Source organism: Pseudomonas sp. Root329, from assembly GCF_001424925.1.
Classification (GTDB): Bacteria; Pseudomonadota; Gammaproteobacteria; order Pseudomonadales; family Pseudomonadaceae; genus Aquipseudomonas; species Aquipseudomonas arabinosi.
Genome location: NZ_LMCV01000037.1, coordinates 48,095 through 54,212, shown reverse-complemented (window position 1 = coordinate 54,212; position 6,118 = coordinate 48,095). Strand labels below are relative to the sequence as shown.

The 6,118-nt window shown below is 57.8% G+C and carries 8 protein-coding genes; 4 read left to right on the top strand and 4 right to left on the bottom strand.

Features of this window, described 5'->3' with window-relative positions; genetic code table 11:
* The first annotated feature begins 404 nt into the window (after positions 1-404).
* Entirely contained in the window at positions 405-620 is a 216-nt protein-coding gene (locus ASC74_RS24990) for a hypothetical protein (protein WP_056744918.1), read from the top strand.
* On the opposite strand, the gene ASC74_RS24985 is transcribed toward ASC74_RS24990, so the two are convergent.
* The 3 genes from ASC74_RS24985 to ASC74_RS24975 form a co-directional block, all read right to left on the bottom strand.
* Positions 617-856 carry a DUF2789 domain-containing protein gene (locus ASC74_RS24985; RefSeq protein ID WP_056744917.1) on the bottom strand — a complete coding sequence of 80 codons (240 nt, stop codon included), beginning with the start codon at positions 854-856 and terminating at the stop codon, positions 617-619. The genes ASC74_RS24990 and ASC74_RS24985 overlap by 4 nt on opposite strands.
* Positions 857-987: 131 nt before the next feature.
* Entirely contained in the window at positions 988-1,218 is a 231-nt protein-coding gene (locus tag ASC74_RS24980) for a hypothetical protein (RefSeq protein WP_056744915.1), read from the bottom strand.
* 157 nt (positions 1,219-1,375) lie between these two features.
* Positions 1,376-1,624, bottom strand: coding sequence for a hypothetical protein (locus ASC74_RS24975; protein WP_056744913.1), 249 nt, complete (start codon positions 1,622-1,624; stop codon positions 1,376-1,378).
* Between the two features lie 413 nt (positions 1,625-2,037).
* Between ASC74_RS24975 and ASC74_RS24970 the strand changes: the two genes are divergently transcribed.
* The 3 genes from ASC74_RS24970 (at position 2,038) to ASC74_RS24960 (ending at position 3,846) form a co-directional block, all read left to right on the top strand.
* Complete coding sequence (locus ASC74_RS24970) at positions 2,038-2,508, top strand: hypothetical protein (RefSeq protein ID WP_008151679.1); 471 nt, start codon at positions 2,038-2,040, stop codon at positions 2,506-2,508.
* The gene (locus ASC74_RS24965) at positions 2,508-2,711 is read left to right on the top strand and encodes a hypothetical protein (protein WP_056744911.1); all 204 of its coding nucleotides are present in this window, start codon (positions 2,508-2,510) and stop codon (positions 2,709-2,711) included. Before ASC74_RS24970 ends, ASC74_RS24965 begins: the two co-directional genes overlap by 1 nt.
* Positions 2,712-2,829: 118 nt before the next feature.
* On the top strand, positions 2,830-3,846 hold the full coding sequence (locus ASC74_RS24960) for an ABC transporter substrate-binding protein (protein ID WP_056744909.1): 1,017 nt from the start codon (positions 2,830-2,832) through the stop codon (positions 3,844-3,846).
* A 98-nt stretch (positions 3,847-3,944) separates the two neighbouring features.
* Here the strand turns inward: ASC74_RS24960 and ASC74_RS24955 are convergent, their stop codons facing one another.
* On the bottom strand, positions 3,945-6,077 hold the full coding sequence (locus ASC74_RS24955; RefSeq protein ID WP_056744908.1) for a TonB-dependent receptor: 2,133 nt from the start codon (positions 6,075-6,077) through the stop codon (positions 3,945-3,947).
* Positions 6,078-6,118 lie beyond the last annotated feature (41 nt).

Sequence of the window (6,118 nt, the reverse complement as noted above, 5' to 3'; positions counted from 1 at the left end):
CCGCCCCCGGCCATGGATGGCCGATGGCGGCGGGCCCACGGAGCAGGACCGGAGCGAGGGTATGCCGAGCCTAGGCGAGGCACCGAACGACAGGGGCAAGAGCCCTTTGGTTACTTTGGGGCTTTTCCAAAGTGACTCGCTGTAAAAGCGAAACCGATAGCCGCCATCACCGCAGAAACGGATATGCACACAAAAAAAACAGGTCGGCGCTCGATCCACCGCCCCCTAGCTACGCATGTGTGCACCTGAAAACACCAAACTTAAGTGAACAGCATTACGTTGATAGACCGGCCATTGTTACCGGTCCAACAACAAAGCTGTGCAGTTGCGTTGCTGTTTCCAAGCGAATGAACTCATTACCATGCCTACATAGTTAGGTTGCTAATGAAGTTCGAGAGGTCAGCATGCAAAGCAAAGTCGATGTCGCCGTCATGATAGGCAGCGGTGTGCCTGCCAGTTTGCGTTCGCTGGGGAAGAGCGTCTGTTGGGTGGTGCTGCTCAATGGCGAACGCCGCGGAACGGCATTCTCAAGTCGCGAAGAGGCGCAGGAGTGCAGGGCTGCCTGGTTGGCGCAATTGAACGCCAAAACACCCGACAGCCTGCATGGAATCAGAGGCTAGTGGATCTGATGCATGCGCAGGTTCAGGTCGTCGACCACCCGCGCCCAATCCGCGTCTTCACGCAATTGTTCTTTCAGGAAGCCGGCTTGCTGCGGGGACCAGAACTCGGCATCGATGAGTTTTTTGTTGTCAGCCAAGGGCGAATGACTGGCAATGAAATCGTCGATGGCCTTCTCGTTGGAGTCCAGACCGAGTTGGTCGAACAAACCTTTCAAGTCATGTATGGGTGAATCCATGTTCATCTCCTTGCGGGTCGCGTCGAGTGCGAGATTTGAGGGGCGGCTTCATTGCATCTGAGGGAGCCGCGCTTCAGGAGTTCGATGGCGATGTTCGTAAGCAAAAATGAGCATAGACTGCAAACCGACTATCAGGCTTTCAATGCACCGTCATCGACGGCAAGCTTCAGCGCCTTGGCGGCCTCCTGGGCGGCAACGGCGGCAACGTCCGAGGTCTTGAACCAGCGATCCTTCTCGACCTGGTGATACGTCACGGCGGTCAGCGGTGGTTTGGCGCGCATGATAATGACTGCCTGGAATTCGCCTTCGACTTCTCTGGCTTCGCCCCGGATAAAAAATTCACCGATATCAAATTCCGTCACGTAGCCGCCTTCCCTTGAAAATATTCTGTTGTTTTGAACGCCGCCCACCCTGGGGACGGATTTCATTGGTCGGGCAGTATGGCAGTAGTTGCATGCTGGCGGCTGAGTTAAGTCGCCGGCATGACGAAGCGTCTATGGAAATGAACGGGCGGGACCGTCAACCGCGTAACTCGAGCGAGCGGGCAAGGGCGCAGGCTTCGTTATGATTGCCGCGGAAACCTCTGACGCGGCCGGTGGAAATTTCCTTGATATGAAAAAAGGCATTGCCGGCCAGAATGACCTGAAAGCGTGGCCGGGCGAGCTCTTCAGGGTAGTATTCATGCGGTTGAAACATCCCTGGGGGCAGTGTCCTCGAGCGGTTCGTATTGGGCGCCTGAGGGTGAGCAAAATGTGTCAGCGTGCACATATGAAGTCCTTTTCGTAGTTTTACCGACGTGCGTACGTGGTTTTGGGTAGTCTCGATGAGCATCGCTGCTCTAGAATCACCGTCAGTGTTTGGCGATCGATGTTCATCTAAAGCAATTTTTTGCTGGCGATATGTCGGAAAAGTGCTTTTTTTAAAGAGTTTTTTCCCTAAAGTTGGTAGTCCCGTTTTTCTGGCCGTCGGAAGGGCTTTTTCCTTCAACCTCTGACGAACGCCAGGCAAGACGACGTGAGTGTTGTTCCAGTAGTCTTCTCAAACCTCGCGATGAATGAGCGCTCTGCTCGTTTCAGGATTTCAACCCGGGTCATTTGGCTACACCTTCGGCATTGCCGCTTTTTTCTGCTGTGCGCTGTTTTCCTGCGTGCAGCATCATTTTCAGATGTGGGGATGTTTCCTTGGCAGTAAGTAATCTCGATATGCATGCTTTGTTCGTGCTGGGTGATTTGCGCGCAAAGCTGGTTAAACAGTTCCAGTCACGTTTTGTTTACATCACCGAACAGAACGCTGAAGGCATTTACATTGCCGAGATCGACACCGAAGAGGCGCTGGTGGTTGATGACAAACCAGGGCTTAAACTCAAGGTCGGCGATCATTTCAGCGCCTCTGTATTGCCCAGTCGCGAAGGCGGCAAGCTGGACATCAAGTTCCGCGAAATCAAACTGACGGTTTACGGCCTGGGTGATTACGCCTTCGTCACCACTGCTGATGGTCACGGGATCGTGTTCAAGGAAGGGCATAGCGTGGTGATGGTGTTCGCCGCCCACCAACAGTTGCAGGAAGGCCTGACCAAAACCCTGAAAGCCGTGACCGCCAAGGCGGCCAAGTGGCGCAAAGGCGAACTGGTCACCTTCAAGGCCAGCGAATAATGATCCTGACCCGCGCCGACTTCCACGAACAGAACCAGGCCAGTGCGCAAGCCGAAGCCCAGCGGATGTTCGACCAGAAGGTTGTTTTGCAAGGTGCATGGCTGGGTTGGGTGGCGTCACAGATCTATACGTTGCGTCCGGCGGAATACGCCAGCATGGTACGAAGAGCGCTGGCGCGCTTGCAGGAACCTTCCGAAAATTGATTGACCTCCCTCGAAAGCAGGAACCTCTACTACAGTCAGATGACTGAGTATTCAGAGGCTTTGCGGTCTTCTGCCAGGCCATCCTGCTATTGCTGTGAACAGCACGAGGTGCAAAAGCATGAACGGATTTCGACGGTTGCTGGCCGCTACCCTGGCCACTTTCGGATTGTTGGCTTCACCCATTCCGGTGTTCGCGGCCCAGGCGCCGATCCACTTCGCCGACCTGAACTGGGAAAGCGGCAGCCTGATCACCGATATCCTGCGGATCATCGTCGAGAAGGGCTACGGGCTGCCGACCGATACCTTGCCGGGGACGACCATCACCCTGGAGACCGCACTGGCCAACAATGACATTCAGGTCATTGGCGAAGAGTGGGCCGGTCGCAGTCCGGTCTGGGTCAAGGCTGAGGCTGAAGGCAAAGTCGCGAGTCTCGGCGATACGGTCAAGGGCGCCACCGAAGGTTGGTGGGTGCCCGAATATGTGATCAAGGGCGACCCGGCGAAAGGCATCAAGCCGCTGGCACCGGGCCTGCGCAGTGTCAGCGACCTGCCGAAATACAAGGGCGTGTTCAGCGATCCGGAAACCCCGGGCAAGGGGCGCTTCCTCAATAGCCCGATCGGCTGGACGTCGGAAGTGGTCAACAAACAGAAACTCAAGGCGTATGGGCTGGATGACAGCTATGTGAATTTCCGCAGCGGTTCCGGCGCAGCGCTGGATGCGGAGATCAGTTCTTCGATTCGGCGCGGCAAACCGGTGCTGTTCTATTACTGGTCGCCAACTCCGTTGCTCGGCCGCTTCAAACTGGTTCAGCTGGAAGAGCCGCCGTTCGACGCCGATGCCTGGAAAACCCTGACCGACGCCGACAACCCGAATCCGAAACCGACTCGCTCACTGCCCTCGAAGCTGTCCATTGGCGTGTCCGCGCCATTCCAGAAGCAATATCCGCAGATTGCCGAGTTCTTCACCAAGGTCGACTTGCCAATCGATCCATTGAACAGGGCGCTGGCCGAGATGAGCGAAAAGCACACTCCGCCACGGCAGGCGGCGCAGGCGTTCATGAAGGCGCACCCGGACGTGTGGCAGGCCTGGGTGCCCAAGGAAGTGGCGGATAAAGTCTCTGCCGAGTTGAAGTGATGCAGTGAGTCTGACGCCTTCGCGAGCAAGCCCGCTCCCACAGGAGTACGCGATCAACTGTGGGAGCGAGCTTGCTCGCGATGCTTTTGTTTTTGCTTTTAGAATCGGGTCTGCACCGCCAACTCGAAGGTACGCGGCGTACCGAGGTAGTACGCCGGTGACACATGGGCAAATTCGGCATACACCTCATTGGTCAGGTTGCGCACCCGGCCGGTGACGGTGGTGTGTTGATCGACCTTGTAGCTGAGGAACGTTCCGTAGAGCGTGTACGACGGCACGGTCAGGGTGTTGGCGCTGTCGGCAAACACCGAGGCCACATACCGCGCGTCGACACCGCCCTGCCATTGCGGCGCGAAGTCATAGGTCAGCCACAGATTGCCGACCCGGTCCGGCACGTTGGTCGGTGTGTTGCCTTTGCGTGAAACCACCACATCCGCCGCATTCTTCTCGTTGAATTCGTCGTACTGCGCATCGACCCAGGCGAAGTTGCCTTCGGCCAACAGCTTGTCGGTGATCCTGAACGAACTGGCCAGTTCGATGCCTTTGGACGTCTGCTGACCCACGGGAATGCTGCTGGTCGGATCCAGTGGATCGGTCACCGCGAAGTCCTTTCGCTCAATCGTGTAAGCCGCCACTGTCGCCGAGCCGCGGCCGTCCAGATAATCGAATTTACTGCCGACTTCCCATTGCTTGCCGGTGGACACGTCGAAGTCTTGCGTGCCATTAGGCTGTTCGGCGGCGGTGCTGTATTGCACGTAGACGTTGGCTTCGGGAATGAATTGGTAAGTCAGGCCGACCCGACCGGTCACCGGCTCCCAGCTGCGCTTGAGGTGCCGGGGATTGCTGGCGGTCACGACCCGGTGGTTGGTCACGTCCAGGTCGATGTCGTCATAACGCAGGCCGGTCAGCAGCGCGAGTTTGTCGGTGAGGGCCAAGCGGTTCTCGGCGAACAGGGCTTTGGTGGTGACTTCGTTGGTCTTGTCGCTGACAAACCCCGGTTTGGTGCCCGGGATGTCGTAGAAGTGACCCGGTTGGAAGTTATTCGGGTCGACGGTGCTGGCACCTTTGACGTTCAGTGGCGAGTTGGTGGTCTGGTTGACCTTGTACTCGAAGCCGCCGGACCAGGTCGTGTCCAGCCCGAACAACGTGTTGTCGTGGCGCAGTTCGAACTGGTTGCCGTTCTGCTCGCCCTGATGGCGAACCTGATAGGCGGTGGAGCGATTCACCGCACTGTTGTCGGCGTTGTACTGGTAGGTTTCCAGGTTGCGGTAATCGCGCTGACTGTCGAGGTGGTAGAGGGTGTTGTGCAGGGTGGTGCTGTCGTTGATCCGGTAGTCGATGATCGAGCGCACCCAGATCGTGCGCTGCTCGTAGCGGCCATCCTCGACGTTGTAGTTGTTGAAGCGGTTGTGCTTGTCGATCTTCAATTTGCCGGCCTTGGGGTTGAGCACCGGCGTGCCCCAGTAAGGGCTGTCTTCGTGTTCATCCTGATATTCCAGGGCCAAGGTGTGAGACAGGTTCGGCGTCAGGTCACTGAGCAGCGAGAACGCCACGCTCCACGCATCACGCTCCTGACGGTCGATGTAGCCGTTGCCGGTGTTGTGGCTGACATCGAGCCGCGCGTAGTGCTGCACGTCCGCGCTGGCATCGCTCAGGGCGTGGTTGAGGCCGAATGCGGTCTCGGTGGTGTCGTAACTGCCGTAGCTGACCCAGCCTTCGACGGCTTGCTCTTCGAGAGTCGCCAGTTTGGTCACGTAGTTCAGCGAACCGCCCACCGAGCCAGCACCATTGATCAGCGATGACGGGCCGCCGACCAGTTCCACTCGATCATAGATCCAGGCGTCTACCGGCCGGGCGAGGCCGCCGGAGACATTGATGCCGTTGAACATCTGGGTGATCTGACTGCTGGTGAAACCGCGGTAGGAGACGAACCCACCGAAACCCGGTGGTGCGCTGGCGTTGACGCCCGGTAGGGTGTTGGCAGCGTCCTGGAAGTTCTGCGCACCGTGGCGCTCGATGTCGTTGCGGTTGGCCACGGCTACCGAGGCGGGGGTTTCGCGCACGCTCAGGCCAAGCCGCGACGCCATGCCGCTGGACTGATCCAGACTCAGCCCCGGCTCGGCCGCCGCTTCGCCGTCAATGGTGGTGGGCGCGAGGTCGATTGTGGATTGCGCCCAAGCGTTTACAGACAGGCAGCCGAACAGGCTTGCCAGTAAAGGAATGCGTTTCATCGATGAATCCTGAATGCTTGACTAGGAAACAGCGCACACGC